The organism is Microbacterium sp., assembly GCF_003248605.1.
In the GTDB taxonomy this organism is placed as follows: Bacteria; Actinomycetota; Actinomycetes; order Actinomycetales; family Microbacteriaceae; genus Microbacterium.
This window is the reverse complement of sequence record NZ_QFPF01000040.1, coordinates 1-20,708: the sequence shown is the minus strand read 5'-3', so window position 1 is coordinate 20,708 and position 20,708 is coordinate 1. Positions and strand designations below refer to the sequence as shown.

Below are 20,708 nucleotides of genomic sequence, written 5' to 3'. Positions count from 1 at the left end.
ACGCGCGCCGCGTTGATGAGGGTGCGATCGACGCTCACGACGCCCTGGTAGGTCGAGATGACGCAGGCGAGGAACGCGGCGAGGAAGATGACGAACACCTTCGGCACCTCGCCGATGCCCAGAAGCACGAGCACCAGCGGCAGCAGCGCGAGCGGCGGGATGGTGCGGAAGAACTGGATCCACGGCTCGAGCAGACCGCGCGCGACGGTGTACCACCCCATGAGGAAGCCGGCCGGGATCGCGACCGCGGAGCCCAGGATGAAGCCGCTGAGCACACGCCCGAGGCTGGCGAGGATGTCCTCCTGGAGGATTCCTGCCTGCCAGAGCTGGACCGCCTTCTGGACGACCTCTGCAGGGGTCGGAAACTGGAATCCCGCGAGCGCGAGGCCCCACCAGATGCCGATGCCGAGCACGATCGAGACGATGTTCAACCCGATCAGCAGGTTGCGACTGCCGGCGCCCGTCTTCAGGCGCTTCTGCTGCTTCTCGGATTCGGTGCGCACGGCCTGCGTGGTCACGGTAGCCACGAGGCCTCCTCGGTGGCGCGGTCGGGTAGGCGGCGCGTCATCACGACGCTGCGATGGCGCCGATCGCGCCGTCGTCGTCGCCGAGTTCCGCGACGCGGACCTCGGGCGCCGTGGCGGATCCGGGCAGACGCTCGAAGTGAAGGGTGTCGCGTGCGGCGGTGACCAGGGCGGGAGCGACGCGGGCGATCTCGCCGCCGATGATGATGTGCGCGGGGTTGAGCACCATGGCGGATGCTGCCAGCACGCGCCCGAGCGCCGCGCCGGCCTCGCGCAGCACCTCGTCCACGACGGGGTGGCGGCGTTCGATCTGCAGGGCGAGTTCGTCGAGATCCGCCACGGCGACACCCCGAGCGGCGCACGTCGCGAGCACGGCGGGCGCGGAGGCGACCGTCTCGAGGCAGCCGCTCTTACCGCAGCGGCAGCCGAGGCCGCCGTCCACGGCGCGCACGTGGCCGAGTTCGCCCGCGAGGCCCACCGCACCGGTGACGAGGCGTCCCGCGACGACGACACCGCCGCCGACGCCGTCGGCCAGGCGCGCATAGACGACGTCTCCGCCACCCCCCGGCAGGTTCATGGCCTCTGCGAGCGCGGCGAAGCGCATGTTGTTGTCGATGATGACGGGAGCGGAGAAGCGATCCTGAAAGACGTCGCCGACGGTGACGCCCGACGACATCCGTCCCCAGCTCTCGGCGAGTTCGAGACCCGCGGTCGAGACGGGGCCGGGTACGCCGATGCCGATCGCCTGCAGTGCCCCGAAGTGCAGCCCATGCTCGCGCGCCACGTCGTCGATGAGCGTCAGCGCGGCATCCAGACGTGTGGGCCACTGGGCCCCGTCGTCATACCCCGCTCGCCCGCTGGCGACGATGTCGTGCGACGCGTCGGCGACGACGACGCGCACGCGGCGGTGGCCGAAGTCCACGCCGAGGTATTGGCCCGCGCGAGGGTCGAGGGCAAGCCGCTCCGCCGGTCGTCCGCTGCCGGAGCGTTCGGCCGCATCCGTATCGGCGACGATGATCGCGCCCCGCGCCAGCAGGTCGCTCGTGATCGCCGAGACGGTCGTGCGTGACAGGCCCAGACGCCGCGCGATCTCACCGCGGGCGAGGGCGCCGCGCTCGCGCAGGACGCGCAGGACGCGGTCCTCGTGGGTCTGGCGAAGGAGTGCGTGCACTCCGTTGGGCTTGGGCACCTGCACACGCTAAGCGGCGCCCAATTTTTCCGTCAATGATGTGACAGAAAAACTTCTCGAATCAGCCCGACCTCGACAGAAAGCGCCGGCCCACGGCGCATCGCCCGGCCGCTCAGCCCACGAGCACACCCTCCAGCCGCGCGTACGACGCCTCCATCCCGTCGGTCATGCCGGTCGCGAGCACCATGTCGCGTGTCTCGCGGTCGGGGTATTCGATCACGATCGAGATGAGGGTGGCGCCGTCCTCCTCGTCGAGCGTCATGTCGTTGAGCGTCGACGCGAAGTCCGTGCCCGTCATGTGCTCGGTCGTCACGGCGCGGCGCGGTGGTTCGCTCAGCACGGTCTCGCCGTCGAAGCCGAACTCCTGACCCTCGGTGTCGCCCACCGGCTCCCAGACGTAGCGATAACGACCGCCCACCGTCGGATCGACCTCGCACACGCTCATCCGCCACCCGTCGGGCCCGAGCAGCCACTGCGTCATGAGCTCGGGCTCGGTGTGCGCTCGCCAGACCAGCTCGCGCGGGCCCTCGATCAGCCGCGTGATGCGCACGTGCGTGTCATCGAGCAACTCGGTCCGTGTGCCCTTGCCCTGCGCGTACGCCCGCAATCCGGCGAGTACGCGGTCGAGCTGGTTCATGGCCATGGTCGAGCCCTCGACTGCGCCCATCGCGACGACCTGCTCGAGGGCCTCGCCCGAGGTGAAGTAGGTGACGTTCGTGAGGCGGGTGCCGGCATCCGTCGTCGTGAAGTCGTAGGTGGTGCGCATCGAGGGCATGCCCTCGACCGGATCGCCGTGCTCGTCGGTGAAGCTGTCGAGCACCTCGAACCGGTGCGGCTCCTCGATCGCGAGGAACTCCCATGCCCCCGGCGCCTTCTCGCCCTTCGGGCTGGTCATGAAGTAGGCGGCGCGCCCACCGACGCAGAGGTCGAACGCGGTGAAGGTCGCCGGCCAGCCGGGAGGTCCCCAGAACCGCTCGAGCTGACGTGGCTGCGTGAACGCGTCCCAGACGCGCTCGACCGGCGCGTCGAATTCGGCGACGAGCGTCATCGTGAGCGCTTCGGGGTCGGTGGTGACATCAATCACGGGCATGTCGATCTCCTTCGATGAGTGGTGTGGATGCTGTCGTCTCGGTGTCGGCGGACCGCCCCGCCTCGGCGGCCCGCTCGGCTTCGGCGGCCCGCTCGGCTTCGGCGGCCCCTGAGCCTGTCGAAGGGGTCCCCGCGGCGGTTTCGGCATCGTCGGCGAGGATCGCGTCGAGTCGGTCGACGCGGCCGCGCCAGAGCTGCTGGTATCCCTCGAGCAGAAGTCGCGCCCGGGCGATGCGCGCGGGGTCGGCCCGCACAAGCCGCTCCCGTCCTTCGGCGCGCTTGACGATCAGGCCCGCCGCCGCGAGCACGCCGACGTGCTTCTGCACGGCCGCGAACGACATCGAGTACTCCCGCGCGAGCGACGATATGGAGTGCTCACGCGAGAGCGACCGGCGCAGGATGTCGCGGCGCGTCGCATCCGCGAGCGCGTGGAACATCGCGTCGATCTCGGTGTCGGAGAGAGGATATGTAACCATTTGGTTGTACGTTATGCCCGATGGCAGCATCCGTCAAGGCCCGCCTGTCGGGAACGCGTTCGGGTGACACAAACCGGCCATGCGTGACACAGGCGGGCGGTCGAATGACATCGAGTGTCACGACACGCCGATGACGACGACGGGTAGTTCTTCGCCGAGGAAGAATATCGGAACTGGATAGAGGAGCGATGGGGCTCCGATCAGCCCATCGTCCTCGCAACGTCAGACACCGAATTCGCTTGCGAGAGGTGGTGCGGGTGCTCCCAGTAGCTGGACCTCAGCAGATCGTCCCCCGACGCCGTACATCGTCGACTGAGCTGCATTGGATTTCGCGCCCGGACGACAGGGCGCATCAGAAGTCCGGCCAGCACGAATGGGCTGTCGTCGGACGGGATCTCGGCGATCGAGCCTGGACGGCGATCGACCCTCAGCCCTTGCGTAAGTCGAAGGGCGTCCGCTTCCGATTCACCCCCAGCCTGTACTTCTGGCAACCGACCGGGACACACGTGTGGTGCGAGTCTCAGGAAGAGCGCTGGGAGGTCCTCTGGTTGCTGATCAGGAAAGCTCGCCCAACGCACTGATGCGACCTCGCCCTCTGTCCTTCGCACGAGACCTGTCAATGCCCGTCGAGACCGTGATCCCGTGCCACGGCGACGGCCTGCGCGCGAGTGGAAACGCCGAGCTTGGCGAAGACGCTCGAGACGATGTTGCGCACGGTCTTGATCGAGAGCCCGAGGGTCTCGGCGATGTGTTCGTTCGTCCGCCCACGACTCACCATGCCGAGCACCTCTCGCTCGCGGGGTGTCAGCTGGGGGAACGGTTCGGCCGGTTGCATTCCCGCTCTGACTCCGCGGGCGACCTCCGGCGCGATGATCACCCCTCCCTGGGCGACGTTGGCGAGGGCTCCGCTGATCTCTGCGTGCCCCGCTCCCTTCAGCAGATACCCGCTCGCACCCGCGCGGAGAGCGGCGAGCACAGTCGCGTCGTCGTCGATCATCGTGAGCGCAAGGACACGGACCAACGGGTACGCGGCCACGATGCGCCGCGTCGCCTCCACTCCTCCGATGCCCGGCATCGAGAGGTCCATCACCACGACGTCGGGGCGGCAGCTAGCGGTCAACATCAACGCCTCCTCCCCCGTCCCGGCCTCTGCGACGACCTCGACGCCGAGCTCTTCGAACAAGGATCGGAGCCCGTCGCGATAGACGGGATGGTCGTCGCAGAGCAGCACCCTCACGCGGCATCGCCTCCGCTCTCGAGCGGGATGTCCGCCCGGACGTCGGTGCCAGCGCCGTCGCTGTGTATCGACAGCGTGCCGTTCAGCTCCGCCGCGCGCTGCCGCACCGACTCCAGCCCGACCCCGGGAGTCACCCGGTCCGGCTCGAATCCCGTGCCGTCGTCGGACACCGTCAAGGTGATCACAGCGCGCTTCACCGAGAGATCGATGTGCACCGTCGCCGGGGCTGCATGGCGCACCGCATTGCCCGTCGCCTCTGCCGCGATGCGGTAGAGCGCCACTTCCACCGCGGCGGGGAGTGGCGGCAACGGCGTGACGCTCACACGGACCGACGTGGTGCCCGACAGACGGGCGGCGAGCTCTTCGAGCGCCCCGACGAGTCCGAGGGCGTCGACGGCGACCGGATGCAGATCTCGTACGATGCGGCGCAACGCGACGACGGCGCCCCCGGCGGCCGCGCGCACGCCCGCGATCGATCTCCGCGAACGCTCGGGATCACGCTCGAGCGCCAAACTGGCGACGTCCGATTGCACGACGACGGCGGAGAGCAGCGGCCCGACTTCGTCGTGCAGGTCGCGCCGGACACGCCGTCTTTCTTCTTCCCGGGCTACGGCCAGCTCAGCGCGGGATCGCCGCACCTCCTCGATGAGGCGCGCCGACGCGAGAACCGCGGCGATGGAGGGGCCGACTCTTTTCACCTCGATCGCGGCGTCCTCGTCCAGCGGCGGAGCAATCAGGTGACCCTCGATGCGGCCCAGGTGGACGAGCGGGATCCGGTGCTCGCCCGTTTCTCCGACACGGACGACGACGTCGTCCGCGATCTCTATGGCGAGGCCGGCGAGCCCCAGGTCATGCCGGATCTCGGTCAACGTGGCAGTGAGCGCACTCGCGGGATCGGCGGCGCCGTCCAGCTTCGCATTCGCGGTACGGATGCCGGGGCTCATGGATCCCCACACGGTCACCGCGATCGCCAACGGGAGCAGAGGTACGGTAAGCGACTGAACGAGCGGCGCCCACTGATTCGCCACCGCACCGGCGGCGATCCCGGCGAGGCCGAGGATCGCGGCAGTCACCACGGGCCACGTCGATCGCCGACGAGCGGGGCTCGTCGCGCCGAGCACCAGCGTCGCGATGGCAGCGAAGGAGACGGCCGCCGTCGCCGCGATTCCTATCGCCGAGAGGCTGGGCGACAGCGGCAGCGCCAACGGGTTCGGCCGGGCATCACCCTGCTCGACGGTGATCGTGGGGAGCGTGGCGAAGGCGAACGCCATGGTGAGCGCGCTGGCCGTTGCGAGCACGGAGAGCACGCGGGGTGTGCTCCATCTGGCTGCCTCGAGGACGCCGAGCGTGTACGACACTCCGACGCCGATCGCCCACGTCGTCACGCTGACCCATGCCCCCGCGATCGCGAAGGGCCATCCCAAGAGCGCCCAACCGCCGGATGCCGCCGACACACTCCAGGCCGCGGCCATCCCGAGCGGGACACCCGCGCGTCGCTGCCGGAAGACACACACGACCACGAGGGCGACCCACGCGAGGGCGACCACGGTGCCCTCCACCAGGTGCGAGATCAGGGCTCGCTCGGGACCGACCGCGACCATCACGCTCACCGCCGACGATGCGAGAAGTGCGCACCCGGCCGCGCCAGACAGCAGGAGGCGAGGGTGACGGAGCGGCTCGGTCATGTCCTCTCAGCGTGAACCGGAAGCGACGGCACCGCAAGTGTCGAGGCGCTCCGCAGCACAAGAGCGATCAACGCGGCTGCGAGAGGCGCCTGCGTGAGCGCGACGATCGGACCGAGACCCGCGGTGAGGAACGCCGCGACGACGCCCACGATCAGCAGTGATGGCATCCATCGCGGCGACGTCTTCGCGATCAGCAGGCCGATCGCCAGAACGACGAGGCCGAGAGCGAAAACGGGAATCGACCAGTACGACACCGGCAGGGCGACCGCGCCCTGATCGAGGTGCAGCAGCGACTGCATCGACTCGGTGTGGTCGAGGCCCGGTGCGGTAACCGCCCACGCCGCGTACCCGTTGACGCCCTGGCTGACGGCGTTGAAGAAGGTGCCCACGGCGGCGATCGCGGCCCCTACCCACGTCGTCTTGCCGCCGAGCCGCGCGATCAACCACAACGTCGGCAGGAGGAGGTAGGCGCCCGCGGTCGTCAGCAGGCGCGAAACGATCAACTGGTCGCGATACTGCAGCATCAAAGGGAACGCCTCATCCGGGTCCCGGCCGAGATTCGGCAGAAGCGCTTGGCCGGCCACGAACAGGATCGGAGCAGCGATGCCCGCCGCGAGAAGAAGGATACGAGAAGGTGTCATGCGCTCATGCTCGCAAGGAGCGTTCCCGGGCGGATAGGGGCGGGAGTCCCGAGTCAGCACCTGATCATCGTGAAGGCGTACCCGAGTTCAATCCCGACGCGGTCGCGGGATCGCTCAAGACCGGAATGTGTCACGACAAGACCGGCCGTCGACGCTGGCGATCGCCCTCCACTCGTGACACCCAGTGTCACGAGACTGCGATACCGACACCGCCCGCTGCTGCTGCCGGCGCCGGCGCCGGCACTTCCGCGCTCACCTGGCGCTTGCGCGTGCACCCACACGAGGACTTCCGCTCGAGACGAGGATGCTGCGGCACGCAGAATCCTCGCGCCGCGCAGAAGTCCTCACGTCGCGCTGAACCCGCACCGGCCGGCGCCCCGCGAACAGGCTCGGGCGCGCGACCTGGCGACCCCGGACGACGCGGCGCCCCAGCACCTCGAGGGAGCCGGCGCGCCCCGGCTAGACTGATGCGGTCCGGCATCCCGTGATCTTGGAGCCCAGCCGCGTGACCATCCCCACTTCCGACGGCCGCGCCGCCGTCTCCCCCCGGCCCGCCACCGACACCGTCGACAACGCCGAGGCCACCCCCGAGCGCGAGCAGCCCTACGCCGCCCTCGGCCTCAAGCCCGACGAGTACGACCGCATCCGCGAGCTGCTCGGCCGACGCCCCACCAGCTCCGAGCTGGCCATGTACTCCGTGATGTGGTCGGAGCACTGCTCGTACAAGTCGAGCAAGATCTACCTGCGCGAGTTCGGCCGGCGCATGACCGACAAGATGCGTGAGCGTCTGATGGTCGGCATGGGACAGAACGCCGGCGTCGTCGATGTCGGCGAGGGCTGGGCGGTGACCTTCAAGGTCGAGAGCCACAACCACCCCAGCTACATCGAGCCGTTCCAGGGCGCCGCGACCGGCGTCGGCGGCATCGTGCGCGACATCATCTCGATGGGCGCGCGTCCCGTCGCCGTCATGGACCAGCTGCGCTTCGGCGCCATCGACCACCCCGACACGGCACGCGTCGTGCACGGCGTCGTCAGCGGCATCTCGTTCTACGGAAACTGCCTGGGCCTGCCCAACATCGGCGGCGAGACGGTCTTCGACTCGGTGTACCAGGGCAACCCGCTCGTCAACGCGCTGGCCGTCGGCGTCATGCGCCACGAAGACATCAAGCTCGCCAACGCCTCGGGCGCCGGCAACAAGGTCGTGCTGTTCGGGGCGCGCACCGGCGGCGACGGCATCGGCGGAGCGTCGATCCTCGCCTCCGACACCTTCGCCGACGGCGGGCCCACCAAGCGCCCCGCCGTGCAGGTCGGCGACCCGTTCGCCGAGAAGGTGCTCATCGAGTGCTGCCTCGAGCTGTACCAGGGCGAGCTCGTCGAAGCGATCCAAGACCTCGGTGCCGCGGGCATCTCGTGCGCGACGAGCGAGCTGGCCGCCAACGGCGGGTCGGGCATGCGGGTCGATCTCGAGAACGTGCTGCTGCGCGACCCCACGCTCACGCCCGAAGAGATCCTGATGAGCGAGAGCCAGGAGCGCATGATGGCGATCGTCGCGCCCGAGAAGCTCGACGCCTTCCTCGCCGTGACCGGCAAGTGGGATGTCGAGACGAGCGTGCTCGGCGAGGTCACGGGCGATGGGCGCCTGCTCATCCACTGGCACGGCGAGAAGATCGTCGACGTCGACCCCGCCACCGTCGCGATCGACGGGCCCGTCTACGAACGACCGGTCGCCTACCCGAGCTGGCTCGACGCGCTGCAGGGCGACTCGGCGAGCGCCCTTCCGCGCTCGAGCGATCCCGCGACGCTGCGCGAGCAGTTCGCCCAGCTGCTCTCGAGCCCCAACCTCGCCGACACCTCCTGGGTGACCAACCAGTACGACTACTACGTCATGGGCAACACCGCCCTGTCGTTCCCCGACGACGCCGGCATGATCCGGGTCGACGAGGAGTCGGGTCTCGGCTTCTCGATCGCGACCGACTGCGAGGGCCGGCTCTGCCAGCTCGACCCGTACGCGGGCGCGCAGCACGCGATCGCCGAGGCGTATCGCAACGTCGCCGTCTCGGGTGCGGTCCCCACCGCCGTCACCGACTGCCTGAACTTCGGAAGCCCCGAGAATCCCGAGGTCATGTGGCAGTTCAGCCGGGCCGTCGAGGGCCTGGCGGATGCCTGCCGCGAGCTCGGCATCCCCGTCACCGGCGGAAACGTCAGCTTCTACAACCAGACCGGCGACCAGCCGATCTACCCGACGCCGGTCGTGGGCGTTCTGGGCATCATCGACGACGTCGCCCGGCGCATCCCGAGCGGGTGGCAGGATGCCGGCGAGAACATCTACCTGCTGGGTGTCACCGCCAACGAGCTGAGCGGGTCGGAGTGGGCGCACGTCGTGCACGGGCACCTCGGCGGACTGCCGCCGAAGGTCGACCTCGCCGCAGAGAAGCAGCTCGCGGAGCTGCTGCACGCAGCATCCCAGCAGTCTCTGGTCTCGAGCGCCCACGATCTCTCGGGTGGCGGGCTGGCACAGGCCCTCGCCGAGGGTGTGCTGCGCTTCGGGGTCGGCGCGCGCGTCTGGCTGCGCGAGCTCATGGAACGCGATGGAGTGGATGCCGCATCCGCGCTCTTCTCCGAGAGCACGGGCCGCGTGCTCGTCACCGTCCCGCGCGAAGACGACGTGAAATTCCGCGGGCTGTGCGAGGGCCGCGGCTACCCGGTGCTGCGCATCGGGGTCACGGACGTGTCGCCCGCGGGCGAGGCGGAGCTCGAGATCCAGGACCTGTTCACGGTTCCGCTGTCGGAGCTCGGCACCCTGTGGCGCGACACGCTCCCGGCCGCGTTCGGGCCGACGATCGGCGAATTCGAGGCGCCCGCGGCGCCCCCGGTGGCGTGAGGACGAGCATGAGCGACGACGACGAGTACCGCGGCTTCGCCGACAAGCGGCAGAAGCGGATGCGGGTGACCGCGTGGATCGTGATCGCGGCGCTGATCATCGGCGGTGGCGGCGCAACGGTGCTCGCGCTGCTCTTTGGCTGACACGCGCCGAGGGCGATGTCCGGACGCCGGGTGCCATCCCGCGGGACCGCTGACACCCTCGCGACACGCGATTAGCATGAGGTGATGGACCCTGTCTTCGCGTTCGCCGCGGAGTTGTGGTGGCTCGGGCCCGTCGTGATCGGCGGGGGCGCGGCGTCGTTCGCGGCGATCCGCTACGGACGCCGACACCGCGAGCGCACGATCGAGTACGCCGCGGCGCGACATGAGCTCGACGTCGCGCGCGCCCGCCTCCACGGCGCCCGCGCCCAGGTGACGTCGGCGCGAGCCGCGATGCTGGCGGCCAAGAGCGAACGCCAGGCCGGACGCGCCGGCACGGGTGCGATGGATGCTGCGCGCCGGTCGCTCGGCGATGCTCAGCGCGAGATGAGGTCGGCGCAGACGGCGCTGCAGGGGCGCCGGGTGCAGGTGCGTGCCGCGCGGATCGCGTTGCGCGGCATGCCCCGCGACGACGAGCATCTGCCGACGGCTCGGCTCGTCGCCGCCCACGACGCCGTGGTGTCGCGCTGGATGGAGTACGAAACGGATCCCGCGAAGGCGATCGCCTTCCCCACGATGACCGACACGCGTGTGCCCGCGACCTCCGCGCTGCTGACGGCGCTCGATCGAGCCCGGTGGCTGCGTCCAACCTCGCCGAAGGCGAGCATGACGCCCGAGGCGTACTCGCACTATCGCGCCGCGGTCACCGACCTCGAGGCGGCGTTCCAGACCGCCGAGGCCGACGCGTGGCGTGCGGCGGGTGCCACCGGCGGGCCTGGTGGCCGGAGCGGCCTCGGCGGTGGCGGGCTCGGGGGTGGCGGGCACGGGGGCGATACGGGGTCGCGGCCGTCGATTCCGCCGCAGCTGCGCGGGGCGTGGGACGACCTCGTGCAGAGCGCCCGCAGCACGGCGAGCGCCGCCGCGGCAGCAGCACCCGCGTGGACGCTCGATGCTGTGCTCCGCGCCACCCGCGGTCAGGGCCGCGACGACGCGCACGACCCGGCAGAGCGGACCCGAGCTTCGGATACCGCTGCCGCGCCCGAGCCCCCGCATGCGCCCGAGCCCGAGCACGCGCCCGAGGATTCCCCGGCGGAGCGGCGGCCCCAGCGTTCCGAGGCGCCGCCCGCACCCGCGGCTTCCTCCGCTGAGCGGCGGCCCCAGCCTCCTGCCGCTGAGCGGCGATCGGAGCCGCCGCCCCAGCGAAATCCGCGGCCGGAGCCGGAGCCGCGGCGGGAGGCCCCCGCATCCTCATCCATCCCCTCGCCCTCGCCCTCGCCCTCGCCCTCGCCCTCGCGGCGGGTGTGGCCGGTCCCGCGGCGATCCTCGGACTGACCTCGCCCGGGTCGACCACGCGGATAGCATGAGGGGGTGGAGCCTCTCTTCACGTTCCTCGGCAGCTACTGGTGGCTGGTCTTCCCGCTCGTGGGCGTCATGGGCGGGCTCGGCAGCGCCTGGGAGCGCGGGGCGCGGCGGCGCCACAAACGGCGGCTCGAGATCCTGCGTGCCAAGAGTGAACTGCGCGCGGCGGCCGTCGCCGGTTCCCTGCCGTCGACTGATTTACAGGTGCCCGGAGCCGCGGATGCCCGCGCCGACACTCCCGCCGCCCGACTGCAGCGCCTGTTCGACGAGCACGATGCCATCACCGCCCGCTGGCTCGACTACGAGCTCGACGTGGCGAAGATCATCGCTTTTCCGGCCATGAGCGACGGGCGCCAGCCGCTGACGGCGGCGTTCCTGCGCGCCAAGCGCAAGGCCGACGGCCTGCGTCCCGCGTCGGTCAAGGCGCGCCTGAGCAAGGAGGCCCTCGCGGAGTACCGGGATGCTGTCACCGAGTTCGCGACCGCGTTCGAGATCGCCGAGCGCGATGCGCGCCGCATCCGCGACTCGTCTTTCACCGAGTCCGAGCGCAAGCGCCTCGACACCGCCAAGCAGCTGCTCACGGTCGCGATCGATCAGGCGGCCACGCCCGCGGAACGACAGCTGGCGTACCGTCGCGTGCGCGAGGAACTCGACGGTCTCATCCTGCTCTCGGACGGCGCGATCGATGCGCTCGAGGAGCGGGTCGCGCTGGAGTTGACCTCGGGTCAGGGGTCGCCGCCCGGTCGGGGGTCGGCGCCGGAGCAGAGGCCGGCGCCAGGCCAGGGGTCGACACCGGCGAGTCAGGGGTCCGGGCCGGGCAGCGGTTTCACGGCGACGGCGAGGGATGCCGAGCCCGATCCGGATGGGTCCTCGGATGCGGGGTCGTCCGGCGCTCCTCTCCCATCCGTCCCTCGCCCCGTGACCCCACCACCCCGCACGAATCCTGCGCCTCCCGCCGCCCCCGGACGCATCACCCGCCCCCGGCCTCCGGCCTGACCCCGGCGCGCGCCGTCACCCCCGCGCGTCACCCCACACCGCGGGTCCCGCACCGCGCCCCACCCGTTCCCCTGTCGCAAAGTGCGGGTCCGCAGCATCCACACCCGCACAACGCGACAGCCGAACACCGGCGCAGGAGCGCGGGAGCGCGAGGCGCCGCGTTGCCGCGAGATCATGCTCCCGTGAGGTCCGCAACCCCCTTCCGTGGGGCGGGCGAGACGCGAAACCTGGGGGCATGAACGATCGAGATGACATCAAGCAGCCGCAGGACCACCTTCCGCCGGAGGAGGAGCGCGATAGCGGGGACGAGATCGAGCAGCCGCACTACCCGGGTACGGATGCGCCCACTCACGAGGGCGCGGCCTCCCCCGAAACGGCGGCCGAGCCCGAAAAGCCTCTCCGGCACGGCGTCGACAAGCTGCCGCCCTCCGGCCGCTGAACGCTCGCGACGCGTCGCGCGATCAGGCGTTGCCGCTCGGCGCGGCTGCGAGCACGCGAAGGAGATGCTCGTTGCGCCGTCTGATCAGCCGGCGCAGGTAGGGCACGAGAATCGCACGCTCCGCGAGGCGACCGAGGATCGGCGACGCGATCGTCAGCGTATCGACCATGACCGTCTTCCCGTCTTCGAGGGCGAATCGATGCTCGTGGCGGAACAAGCGGAAGGGGCCCCGCACCTGCTCGTCCACAAAACACCCGGGGCGTTCGAGATGAGTGATCTTCGAAGTCATCGTGAACCAGATGCCGAAGTGTCGCGCACGCCACGTGACCGTCTCTCCGAGACCGATCGACCCGCCGGTGACGCCCGCGATCGCACGTTCCCTCGACCTATCCATGGATGACATGTGCTCGTCGATACTCAACGACAGCTCGAAGAGCTGCTCGACGGATGCGGTCGTCCGCGTGACGAGCGTGAACGAACTGACCATTCTTCGATCCTGCCAGGCGTACGGCGCGGACGATCCCGACCGCACCGCGCCCGCTCGGACAGGCTGCAAGGTACGGTGAGCGCGTGGGCGTTCACCGGGCTGAAGTCATCGCAGACGACGATCCGTCCGGGCGCGGCCGAGTGCAGATCCGGTTTCCCCAGACCGGGCTTGATTCTTGGGCTCCCGTCGTCATCCCGCTCGGCGCCTTCGCCCCCCACGCGGTGCCGATCGGCGCCGGAGTCTGGGTCGCATTCGAAGAGGACGACCTCGAGCGCCCGATCGTTCTGGGACTGATCGAGCCGCCTGCCCGCCGCGATGCTCTGGCGCGCGATCTCGAGGCCCTCGGCGATGCGTGGGATCGGGGTCATGCGGCCGGTGGGGCCGACGCGCGGGGCGGCTCCACTCCGAACCCCTATCGCGGACGCTCCTCGAGCAGCCGCTTCGCGCGCGCGAGACCCGTCGCGAGGGTGGCGCGCACGGACTCGGCGATCATGGGCTCACCGAGGCGCAGCATCCCTCTCGGTTCACCCGCCACCGTCGCCACCACGCCGGTGGCCTCGCCCGCATCGGTGAACTCCAGCAGGAACGACGTGGGCAGCATCCCCGCCGTGCTCTCGATCGCCATCCGGCGCGGGGAATCGAAGCGCGTCACGCGCCAGTCGAACTCGACTTCGCGGCTCATCACCCGCATGCGCGTGTGCAGGGTGCTTCCGACACCGAGCGGCGGGGGCGAGGTGAGTTCCTCGGAGATCACCGACGTGTCCCACTTTGCTCGGTTGCGACCGTCGGCCAGGAACGCGAACACCTCATCGACGGGCCTGGCGATCGTGATGGATTCGGTGACGGTGAACATGGCACCCATCCTTGCCCGGATCTCGGCGAAGTGATCCCGGGGGTCGGATGCCGGGGGTCGTCGCCGGCGTCCGGCCGGCGTAGGGTCGGCGCATGGCACGTCTCGTTCCGTACATCCACTTCCCCGGTACCGCACGTGAGGCCCTCACGTTCTATCACGGCGTCTTCGGCGGCGCGCTGGAGCTGCACACGCGGGCCGAGTTCGGCAGCACGGACGGCCCTGCAGACGCGATCGCTCACGGAATACTCGCCGGTCCGGTCGATCTCTTCGCGGCAGACGCCTCGACCGCCACCCGCCCGCTGGTCATGAGCGGCATCATGTTCTCGCTGCTCGGCACCGCCGACCCGCGCACCCTGGAGTCATGGTTCACGGCCCTCGCCGACGACGGAACCGTCATCGATCCGCTGCAGGAGCGACCATGGGGCGCCCACGACGGCACGCTCACTGATCGATACGGCATCACGTGGCTCATCGGCTACGAGGACTGACGCCCGCGACTTCCCCTGCGATCGCGCAACGACGTACCCGGAGGGGCCGATCTCGATCGTCTCGCCGCACTTGTCACCGGCATCATCCGGAGCTGAGCACTCCTATCCTGGCTGCATGAGCGCTCGACGTGTCTTCGCCCCTGACCCACCCCCCGACGGTTCGAAGCCGAAAGGACCGGCGTCGTACTTCGCGAGCATCGAGCAGGCGTACGGGCACCCGGTGCAGGAGTGGCTCGACATCGCCGCCGATCGCCTGGCCGATCACCCGCACATGCAGGTCGTGGCATACCTCAAGGCCGAGCATGGCATGGGGCACGGGCACGCCAACGCGATCGTGGCGCACGTGCGGGCAGCCCTGGCCGACCCGGCCCGGTAGGTCTCGTGCCCGCGCCCCATCGTGCCGGCCTTCGGGTCACCGCGAGCCTGACGATCCCCGACGCAGAGCTGATCTGGCGCTTCTCCCGCTCGTCCGGCCCGGGCGGGCAGGGCGTCAACACCACCGACTCGCGTGTGGAACTGCTGTGGGATGCTGTCCACTCCCGTGCCCTCTCGCCGACTCAGCGCGAGCGGCTGCTCGACGGCCTCGGCGGTCGCCTCGTCGACGGGGTCCTGACGATCGCGGCCTCCGAACATCGCGCGCAGGTCCGCAACCGGGAGGCGGCGCGCGCCCGACTCGCGGCCCTCGTGGCGGATGCGCTGCGGCCACCGTCCCCGACGCGGCGCGCGACGAAGCCGACTCGAGGCGCGAAGGAGCGTCGCCTCACGGCGAAGCGGCACCGCACCGACACCAAGCGGCTGCGGCGTCCACCCACCGACTGACCGGCTCGAGGAACGGTTCCCCTGTCGCGAGATGCGGGTACGCAGCATCCACACCGGCACAACGCGACAGGCGAGCGCCAGGGACCCGAGCCGCAAGATGCTCCCCTGTCGCAAAATGCGGGTGCGCAGCATCCACACCCACACAACGCGACAGGCGAGCGAAGACGGCGCCACCAAGCGAGCATCCCGCGGCGCACCGGCGCGCGCCGTCCGCGGGCGGCGCCCGCTGTCGTAGCGTCGTGTTGTGAGCGGGCGCGGCATCTATGTGGAGACGACGATCTGCGCCGATGTCGATGCCGTGTGGCGCGCGACGCAGGATCCGCGCGCGCACGTGCGCTGGGACGTCAGATTCACGCGCATCATGCCGGTCGACAAGACGCAGGACGGCGCCACCCGATTCACCTATGAGCGTCGCGTGCCGGGTCACGTCGTGCGCGGTACCGGCGTGAGCATCGGCGAACACGACCGGCCCGACGGCACGCGCACGTCCGCGCTGCGGTTCCACACCCGCGACCGGATGTCGCCGATCCGCTCAGGTCGCGGATATTGGCGCTACGTGCCCGTCGAGAGCGGCACCCGCTTCATCACCGGATATGACTACGACGCCGGCTGGGGGATGCTGGATGTCGTCGTCCGCCCACTGCTCGGTTGGGCGACGGCCTGGAGCTTCGATCGACTCCGCCTCTGGATCGAGTCAGACGACCCGCCCGAGCGATGGCCGCTGTGGAGCGTCGCGTGGTGGTGGCGGCCGGACCGACCGCGCGCGACACGGTGCCGTCGCAGGCCCGCGTATGGAAAGCGGACGGAGCTCGTGCGGAGCGCTCCGGCGACGCTTGCTGCCCTCCCCGACCCGGCATCTCCCTCGTGACGTCTCCCTCATGACGTCGATCTTCGAACGCGCGCTCGGCGAGGATTTCGCCCGCCTGCACCCCATGATGCGCCGCCGGTTCGGCGTCGGGCTCGACGCGGGAGAGGCGTGCATCGGGCGGGGTGTGATGGACGAGATCCGGCGCGGACCCTGGTGGACGGTGCCGTTCCTCCAGATCGGGAGACTCCGGAACATCCTCGTCCCCGACACCGGCGTGCGGGTGCCCTTCGTCATCGAGAACTATCCGTACCGCGATCCACTCGGACGCGAGACGGTCACCTTCGTCCGCGAGTACACCGTGGGTGCCCACCGGCGCCGCTTCGACGCGACGATGATCCTCGACGGCGGTCGCGTGCTCGACTATCTGGGCACGCATCAGCACCTCGCCGTCGAGCTCGACCTTCGCATCGATGAGCGCGGAGGCCTGCTGCTCACCTCTGACACGCAGCGGTTCTTCGCGGGGCCGATCGGCTTCGCCTTCCCGCTCCTGCTGAGCGGGCGCGCGCGGCTGAAGGAGTACTTCGACGACGACGATCAGCGCTTCCACGTCGAGCTGGAGGTGCACAACCACCGATTCGGATTCCTCTTCGGGTATCGGGGCTCCTTCGTGTGCGAGTGGGTCGACGCGCACGACGCCCCCGCTCGGCTCAAGCCCGCGCGGCACGAGTCGCGCACCTGACACGCGGCACGCAGCATCCACCCCGCCATCCACGCTCCGCTGTCGCAAAATGCGGGTACGCAGCATCCACACCCACACAACGCGACAGGCGAGCACCAGGGACCCGAGCCGCAAGATGCTCCCCTGTCGCAAAATGCGGGTACGCAGCATCCACACCCACACAACGCGACAGGCGAGCACCAACGCGACCAGCGCGGCCAGCGCGAGACGAACGGGATGCTGCCACCCGGCGCCGGCGACACGCCAAAGCGGGCCCCGGCCGAAGCCGGGACCCGCTCGCACAGCCGCTAGAGCGCGATCACTCGGTGATGATCGTGTCGAACGCGTCCGGGTTGGCCTCGAGCCAGGCCTCGATGGCCTCGGGCTCGTTGCCCTCGCCGTACTCGTTCACGACCATGTCCTCGAGGGAGGCGTACTGCGCGTCATCCAGCTCGATGCCGGCGATCAGCTCGGCCGCCTCGGGGAAGCGCTCCGAGAAGTCGCTCGTCCCGAGGAAGTGCAGCGCCTCGGGCTCGCCCATGGCGCCCATGGGGTCTTCGAGGTCGCGCAGGTTGTAGGCGTCGTTGGCCCAGAAGGGACGCCAGGACGTCACGACGATGTTCTCTTCGGCGGCGATCGCGTTCTCGAGCTCGGTGAGCATCGCGGCCGTCGACGAGGTGACGAGCTCGTACTCGTCGCCCAGCTCGTAGGCCGGGATCATCTCCTCCTGCGTCACGCGCGTGAGACCGGCGCCGGGCTCGATGCCGATGATCTGTCCGCCGAACATGTCGGCGTTGCCCTTCAGCTCCTCGATCGAGGAGATCTCGACGTAGTCGGGCACGGCGATCGTGAGCACGGCACCCTCGTAGTAGGCGCCGATGTCTTCGATGTCGTCGCCGTACTCTTCCATGTACTCGGCGTGCGTGACCTCGGGCCAGGCCGACGGATACATGTCGACGTCACCCTGCGCGAGGCCCGTGTACAGCGGTCCCGCCTCGGTGAGCTCTTCCATCTCGACCGTGTAGCCCAGCTTCTCGAGCTGGTTCTCGAGCAGGTACGCGGTGCTCAGTCCGTCGGTCCACGACGGGAGGAACCCGAGGGTGATCGTGCCCATGTCCTCCGAGCCGGTGTCGCCGGTTCCGTTGTCACCGGCGTCGCCCGAGCAGCCGGCGAGCGTCAGCGTCGCGGCCGCTCCGACGGCGAGGATTCCTGTCAGCTTGCGATTTCTCATGGTGCTTCCCTTCATCTTCATGTGTGATTGCATGCGTTTCGTATGGGTTTTCAGTTGTGGATCTGCGGGATTCAGACGGCGCCGCCACCGACGGGAGCCCGCCGCGGCGACGCGACCTCGCGCTCGGCCTGCTCGGCCGCAGCGTTCGAGCCCCCGGCCGGGCCACCGCTGCGCGACCCCGCCGCGCGACGGCGCCCGAGCACGCCCCGCAGTGATCTCGGGTAGTCGGCGGGGTTTCCGAGCGCGGCCGTGACGCGATCGAGGAAGACCGCGAGGATCACGACGCCCAGGCCCGCCTCGACGCCGAGCGCGAGGTTGACGGTCGAGACCGACTGCACGACGATCTTGCCGAGGCCGTCGGCGCCGACGATTCCCGCCAGCACCGCCATCGACAGCGCGAGCATGATGACCTGGTTGACGCCCGCCATGATCGTCGGCGTGGCGAGGGGCAGTTGGATGCCGCGCAGAATCTGTCCGGGCGTGGCGCCGAATGCGTGCCCGGCCTCGACCGTCTCCGAGTCGACGCCGCGGATGCCCAGCTCGGTCAGGCGCACCCCGGGGGGCAGCGCGAAGATGACCGTCGCGACGAGTCCCGGCACGACGCCGATGCTGAAGAACGTGATCGCGGGGATCAGGTAGACGAACGCGGGCATCGTCTGCATGAAATCGAGCACGGGCTTGAGGATGGCGCGCACGGTGTCGTTGCGCGCCGACCAGATGCCCAGCGGAATCCCGATCAGCAGCGCCACGAGGGTGGCCACGAGCACGAGCGAGAGCGTCTGCATCGCGGGCACCCACAGGTCCATCGCGACGATCAGCGTGAATGTCAGCGCGGTGCCGAGAGCCATCTGCCACGACCGGAAGAACCAGCCCAGCAGCGCGAAGAGCGCGATCGCCACGAACACCGGGATGGCGACGAGCCCGTCGGTGAGGCCGTCGACCAGGAACCGCACGACGACGGTGATGACGTCGAAGAGCCCCGCGAGGTTGTCGCGCAGCCAGTCCACACCGGTGTCGATCCAGTCCCCGAGCGGAATGCGGAAACCATCCATCAGCGCACCCCCTCGCTCTCGCCGGCCGGCGCTTCGTCGGCGGTGGCGGAGGCCGCCAGCACCGCATCGATCTCGGTCGCGGGAACAGGCTGGGGCAGGATCGTGATCTCCGAGGTGTCGCTGGGTCCGGGTCCGAGGGCCGCCAGCAGGGTGACGCGGGGGATGACGCCGACCAACCGGCCCTCGTCATCCGTCACGGCGAGCGGCAGCGGCGACTCCACCGCGGGTACGAACAGGTTCACCAGGACCTCGTCCTTCGAGACGCTCTGCGGCACGCGGGTGACCACCGACGACAGCGAACGCTCCCCGCGACGGACGAGCTTGACCGCATCCCGATCCGTCACGATGCCGAGCAGCCGGCGATCACGGCCGACGACGTACGCGGCCGACGAGTACGCGTCGCGCATCTGGCGCAGGGCCGTGCGCGGGCCGCCGCTCTCGCTGACGACGGGACGCGGAAGCTCCATGACGTTCGCGGCCGTCAGCACGCGGGCGCGATCGACGTCCTGCACGAACTGCTCGACGTAGTCGTTGGCGGGGTCGGTGAGGATGTCTTCGGGCGTGCCGATCTGCACGATGCGACCGTCGCGCATGACCGCGATCCGATCGCCGAGGAACATCGCCTCGTTGAGGTCGTGCGTGATGAACACGATCGTCTTCTGCAGCTTCTGCTGCAGGGACAGCAGTTGCTCCTGCATCTCGCGGCGGATCAGGGGGTCGAGTGCGCTGAAGGCCTCGTCCATGAGCAGGATGTCGGTGTCGGCCGCGAGTGCTCGCGCGATGCCGACGCGCTGCTGCATGCCGCCGGAGAGTGCCGAGGGCAGCTTGTCACCCCACCCCTCGAGGCCCACGAGGGCAAGGATCTCGTCGGCCTTGGCCGTGCGCTCGGCCTTGCCGACGCCTCGCAGCTCCAGCGAGTAGGCGACGTTCTCGGCGACCGTGCGGTGCGGCAGCAGCGCGAAGTGCTGGAACACCATCGACACCCGATCCCGCCGGATCTCACGCAGCTTGTTCGCCGGGATGTCGGTGATGGTCTCGCCCTGCACCGTGATGGTGCCGGCGGTCGCATCGTGCAGCCCGTTGAGCATGCGGATGATCGTCGACTTACCCGATCCCGACAGGCCCATGATGACGAAGATCTCGCCGGGCGCGACGGTGAAGCTCGCGTCGATGACGGCCGCCGTTCCGGCGTCCGCGACCTGCGTGCGGCTCTCCCCGGCGGCGAGGCGCCGGGCGGCTTGTTTGGGATTCTTTCCGAAGACTTTGTAGAGGCCTGTTGCCTCGATCGCGTGCGCGACGGTCACTGGTCACACCTCGACGGCCCGCTGCGCATGGTGGGGCCGCATCGGTTACGCCCGGGTGATGATCACCGGCGACGGGCACGCGTCCGCAGACGTCGTGCGTTCGTCGCACCGGCGGAGGACATCGGGTCGTCCGCACTGATCCATCAACCGTACGTTCGCCCGCCACGCCCATCGGGTTGGGGGCGGCGCGAACGCGGACTGGACTTATGGGCCGAGATCGGCCCTCCTTCGAGGCAATCAGACGCGGGATGCCGAGGTCAAATCACTCCGGCCGCTCAAAACGCCCGTTGAC

Annotated in this window: 22 protein-coding genes and 1 pseudogene; 11 read left to right on the top strand and 12 right to left on the bottom strand. The window is 69.8% G+C overall.

Translation table 11 applies throughout. The annotated features are described in order from the left end of the window. The 7 genes from DI573_RS07355 to DI573_RS07325 form a co-directional block, all read right to left on the bottom strand. Positions 1-527, bottom strand: a 527-nt coding sequence (locus DI573_RS07355) for an ABC transporter permease subunit (RefSeq protein ID WP_292812309.1), incomplete at its 3' end; no start/stop codon positions are given. 40 nt (positions 528-567) lie between these two features. Then, positions 568-1,713: an ROK family transcriptional regulator gene (locus DI573_RS07350; RefSeq protein WP_292812306.1), complete on the bottom strand. Its 1,146-nt coding sequence runs from the start codon at positions 1,711-1,713 to the stop codon at positions 568-570. 112 nt (positions 1,714-1,825) lie between these two features. Beyond that, on the bottom strand, positions 1,826-2,803 hold the full coding sequence (locus tag DI573_RS07345) for an SRPBCC family protein (RefSeq protein ID WP_292812303.1): 978 nt from the start codon (positions 2,801-2,803) through the stop codon (positions 1,826-1,828). Beyond that, positions 2,790-3,278, bottom strand: coding sequence for a transcriptional regulator (locus DI573_RS07340; protein WP_363331350.1), 489 nt, complete (start codon positions 3,276-3,278; stop codon positions 2,790-2,792). Before DI573_RS07340 ends, DI573_RS07345 begins: the two co-directional genes overlap by 14 nt. Before the next feature lie 616 nt (positions 3,279-3,894). Continuing rightward, positions 3,895-4,515 (bottom strand): response regulator transcription factor, encoded by a 621-nt coding sequence (locus DI573_RS07335; RefSeq protein ID WP_292812301.1) that lies wholly within the window; start codon positions 4,513-4,515, stop codon positions 3,895-3,897. Next, the gene (locus tag DI573_RS07330) at positions 4,512-6,116 is read right to left on the bottom strand and encodes a sensor histidine kinase (RefSeq protein WP_292812311.1); all 1,605 of its coding nucleotides are present in this window, start codon (positions 6,114-6,116) and stop codon (positions 4,512-4,514) included. Before DI573_RS07330 ends, DI573_RS07335 begins: the two co-directional genes overlap by 4 nt. Before the next feature lie 80 nt (positions 6,117-6,196). After that, positions 6,197-6,841 carry a hypothetical protein gene (locus tag DI573_RS07325; protein ID WP_292812298.1) on the bottom strand — a complete coding sequence of 215 codons (645 nt, stop codon included), beginning with the start codon at positions 6,839-6,841 and terminating at the stop codon, positions 6,197-6,199. Positions 6,842-7,346: 505 nt separating this feature from the next. On the opposite strand from DI573_RS07325, the gene purL reads away from it, so the two are divergent. The 5 genes from purL to DI573_RS07300 all read left to right on the top strand — a co-directional run bounded on the left by purL (position 7,347) and on the right by DI573_RS07300 (position 12,656). Beyond that, a complete protein-coding gene (gene purL / locus DI573_RS07320; RefSeq protein WP_292812295.1) occupies positions 7,347-9,722 on the top strand; it encodes a phosphoribosylformylglycinamidine synthase subunit PurL in 2,376 nt (791 codons plus the stop codon). An 8-nt stretch (positions 9,723-9,730) separates the two neighbouring features. Continuing rightward, positions 9,731-9,865: a hypothetical protein gene (locus DI573_RS07315; RefSeq protein WP_292812293.1), complete on the top strand. Its 135-nt coding sequence runs from the start codon at positions 9,731-9,733 to the stop codon at positions 9,863-9,865. Positions 9,866-9,949: 84 nt separating this feature from the next. Then, complete coding sequence (locus DI573_RS07310) at positions 9,950-11,194, top strand: hypothetical protein (protein WP_292812291.1); 1,245 nt, start codon at positions 9,950-9,952, stop codon at positions 11,192-11,194. Positions 11,195-11,230: 36 nt separating this feature from the next. Then, positions 11,231-12,217 carry a hypothetical protein gene (locus DI573_RS07305; RefSeq protein ID WP_292812288.1) on the top strand — a complete coding sequence of 329 codons (987 nt, stop codon included), beginning with the start codon at positions 11,231-11,233 and terminating at the stop codon, positions 12,215-12,217. A 235-nt stretch (positions 12,218-12,452) separates the two neighbouring features. Beyond that, on the top strand, positions 12,453-12,656 hold the full coding sequence (locus DI573_RS07300; RefSeq protein ID WP_292812286.1) for a hypothetical protein: 204 nt from the start codon (positions 12,453-12,455) through the stop codon (positions 12,654-12,656). A 22-nt stretch (positions 12,657-12,678) separates the two neighbouring features. Here the strand turns inward: DI573_RS07300 and DI573_RS07295 are convergent, their stop codons facing one another. Then, positions 12,679-13,143, bottom strand: coding sequence for an SRPBCC family protein (locus tag DI573_RS07295; RefSeq protein ID WP_292812284.1), 465 nt, complete (start codon positions 13,141-13,143; stop codon positions 12,679-12,681). An 83-nt stretch (positions 13,144-13,226) separates the two neighbouring features. Between DI573_RS07295 and DI573_RS14750 the strand changes: the two are divergent. Then, positions 13,227-13,424: pseudogene (locus tag DI573_RS14750) on the top strand (phage baseplate assembly protein V); the annotation flags it as partial. A 131-nt stretch (positions 13,425-13,555) separates the two neighbouring features. On the opposite strand, the gene DI573_RS07290 reads toward DI573_RS14750, so the two are convergent. Then, positions 13,556-13,996 carry an SRPBCC family protein gene (locus tag DI573_RS07290; protein ID WP_292812281.1) on the bottom strand — a complete coding sequence of 147 codons (441 nt, stop codon included), beginning with the start codon at positions 13,994-13,996 and terminating at the stop codon, positions 13,556-13,558. A gap of 92 nt (positions 13,997-14,088) precedes the next feature. On the opposite strand from DI573_RS07290, the gene DI573_RS07285 reads away from it, so the two are divergent. The 5 genes from DI573_RS07285 to DI573_RS07265 all read left to right on the top strand — a co-directional run bounded on the left by DI573_RS07285 (position 14,089) and on the right by DI573_RS07265 (position 16,850). Further along, positions 14,089-14,484 carry a VOC family protein gene (locus DI573_RS07285; RefSeq protein ID WP_292812279.1) on the top strand — a complete coding sequence of 132 codons (396 nt, stop codon included), beginning with the start codon at positions 14,089-14,091 and terminating at the stop codon, positions 14,482-14,484. 115 nt (positions 14,485-14,599) lie between these two features. After that, positions 14,600-14,860: a DUF4287 domain-containing protein gene (locus DI573_RS07280; protein WP_292812276.1), complete on the top strand. Its 261-nt coding sequence runs from the start codon at positions 14,600-14,602 to the stop codon at positions 14,858-14,860. A gap of 5 nt (positions 14,861-14,865) precedes the next feature. Then, positions 14,866-15,303, top strand: a complete 438-nt coding sequence (gene arfB, locus DI573_RS07275; RefSeq protein ID WP_292812274.1) for an alternative ribosome rescue aminoacyl-tRNA hydrolase ArfB — start codon at positions 14,866-14,868, stop codon at positions 15,301-15,303. Between the two features lie 244 nt (positions 15,304-15,547). Next, the gene (locus tag DI573_RS07270; protein ID WP_292812272.1) at positions 15,548-16,171 is read left to right on the top strand and encodes an SRPBCC family protein; all 624 of its coding nucleotides are present in this window, start codon (positions 15,548-15,550) and stop codon (positions 16,169-16,171) included. A gap of 10 nt (positions 16,172-16,181) precedes the next feature. Then, positions 16,182-16,850, top strand: a complete 669-nt coding sequence (locus DI573_RS07265; RefSeq protein ID WP_292812270.1) for a DUF4166 domain-containing protein — start codon at positions 16,182-16,184, stop codon at positions 16,848-16,850. 298 nt (positions 16,851-17,148) lie between these two features. Here DI573_RS07265 and DI573_RS07260 read toward each other — a convergent pair whose 3' ends face one another. The 3 genes from DI573_RS07260 to DI573_RS07250 all read right to left on the bottom strand — a co-directional run bounded on the left by DI573_RS07260 (position 17,149) and on the right by DI573_RS07250 (position 20,416). Next, the gene (locus DI573_RS07260; RefSeq protein ID WP_292812269.1) at positions 17,149-18,060 is read right to left on the bottom strand and encodes a glycine betaine ABC transporter substrate-binding protein; all 912 of its coding nucleotides are present in this window, start codon (positions 18,058-18,060) and stop codon (positions 17,149-17,151) included. Positions 18,061-18,131: 71 nt separating this feature from the next. Then, on the bottom strand, positions 18,132-19,112 hold the full coding sequence (locus tag DI573_RS07255) for a proline/glycine betaine ABC transporter permease (RefSeq protein ID WP_292812267.1): 981 nt from the start codon (positions 19,110-19,112) through the stop codon (positions 18,132-18,134). Further along, the gene (locus tag DI573_RS07250) at positions 19,112-20,416 is read right to left on the bottom strand and encodes a glycine betaine/L-proline ABC transporter ATP-binding protein (RefSeq protein ID WP_292812264.1); all 1,305 of its coding nucleotides are present in this window, start codon (positions 20,414-20,416) and stop codon (positions 19,112-19,114) included. Before DI573_RS07250 ends, DI573_RS07255 begins: the two co-directional genes overlap by 1 nt. Positions 20,417-20,708 lie beyond the last annotated feature (292 nt).

Bases quoted from the DNA above. Each gene is read 5' to 3' on its own strand.
- DI573_RS07345 (WP_292812303.1), bottom strand. From the start codon at position 2,803: ATGCCCGTGATTGATGTCACCACCGACCCCGAAGCGCTCACGATGACG.
- DI573_RS07340 (WP_363331350.1), bottom strand. From the start codon at position 3,278: ATGGTTACATATCCTCTCTCCGACACCGAGATCGACGCGATGTTCCAC.
- DI573_RS07330 (WP_292812311.1), bottom strand. From the start codon at position 6,116: ATGGTCGCGGTCGGTCCCGAGCGAGCCCTGATCTCGCACCTGGTGGAG.
- DI573_RS07325 (WP_292812298.1), bottom strand. From the start codon at position 6,841: ATGACACCTTCTCGTATCCTTCTTCTCGCGGCGGGCATCGCTGCTCCG.
- DI573_RS07315 (WP_292812293.1), top strand. From the start codon at position 9,731: ATGAGCGACGACGACGAGTACCGCGGCTTCGCCGACAAGCGGCAGAAG.
- DI573_RS07310 (WP_292812291.1), top strand. From the start codon at position 9,950: ATGGACCCTGTCTTCGCGTTCGCCGCGGAGTTGTGGTGGCTCGGGCCC.
- DI573_RS07300 (WP_292812286.1), top strand. From the start codon at position 12,453: ATGAACGATCGAGATGACATCAAGCAGCCGCAGGACCACCTTCCGCCG.
- DI573_RS07295 (WP_292812284.1), bottom strand. From the start codon at position 13,143: ATGGTCAGTTCGTTCACGCTCGTCACGCGGACGACCGCATCCGTCGAG.
- DI573_RS07290 (WP_292812281.1), bottom strand. From the start codon at position 13,996: ATGTTCACCGTCACCGAATCCATCACGATCGCCAGGCCCGTCGATGAG.
- DI573_RS07285 (WP_292812279.1), top strand. From the start codon at position 14,089: ATGGCACGTCTCGTTCCGTACATCCACTTCCCCGGTACCGCACGTGAG.
- DI573_RS07280 (WP_292812276.1), top strand. From the start codon at position 14,600: ATGAGCGCTCGACGTGTCTTCGCCCCTGACCCACCCCCCGACGGTTCG.
- DI573_RS07265 (WP_292812270.1), top strand. From the start codon at position 16,182: ATGACGTCGATCTTCGAACGCGCGCTCGGCGAGGATTTCGCCCGCCTG.
- DI573_RS07260 (WP_292812269.1), bottom strand. From the start codon at position 18,060: ATGAGAAATCGCAAGCTGACAGGAATCCTCGCCGTCGGAGCGGCCGCG.
- DI573_RS07255 (WP_292812267.1), bottom strand. From the start codon at position 19,112: ATGGATGGTTTCCGCATTCCGCTCGGGGACTGGATCGACACCGGTGTG.